This is a genomic window from Streptomyces tricolor, assembly GCF_002155905.1.
GTDB classification, from domain to species: Bacteria; Actinomycetota; Actinomycetes; order Streptomycetales; family Streptomycetaceae; genus Streptomyces; species Streptomyces tricolor.
The window spans coordinates 1-543 of sequence record NZ_MUMF01001038.1 but is presented as its reverse complement, the minus strand read 5'-3'; the positions used below and the strand labels follow the sequence as shown (position 1 = coordinate 543).

At 72.2% G+C, this 543-nt stretch carries 1 pseudogene; it reads right to left on the bottom strand.

From position 1 onward, the window contains the following. A pseudogene (locus CCN44_RS42570) lies at nt 1-543 on the bottom strand (hypothetical protein); the annotation flags it as partial.

Genomic DNA, 543 nt, shown 5'->3' with positions numbered 1-543 from the left:
CGGCGTGGGACGGGTACTCCCCGGCGGCCAAGCCGCAGCCCGCCCCCGTGCCGCCAGGGTCGTCGCGTACTGCGGGAGCAGCGTGGCGTCTTCCGGTGACGCCCCTTCCGACGCCGCGAACGCCTCGTAGGACGGGACCGTGCCCGTGACGATGCCGAGGTTGGGGGTGCCGGAAGCTGCCAGTTCGCGGAGGGAGGACTCTATGGCCGACAGGTGCTCGGCGTGGGACGGGTACTCCGTACGCAGGGTCGGGTAGGCCGAGAGGAGTTCCGACAGTTCCTGTGCCGGCCAGTGCAGGACCGCCACCGGGAAGGGGCGGGAGAGGGCCTCGCGGTAGGCGCCCAGTTCGGCGCGGAGGCGGGAGATCTCCGCCTCCAGTTCGGCCGGGTTGTCGGAGCCGAGGGACCACACGCGTTTCGGGTCGTGGAGTTCGTCCAGGGTGACCGAGGACGTGTGGAGGCTGTCGGCGAGGGTGTCCCAGTCGTCGTGCGGGAGGCCCAGCATGCGGCGGACGCGGTGGCGGCCGTAGAGGAGGGGGTGGGT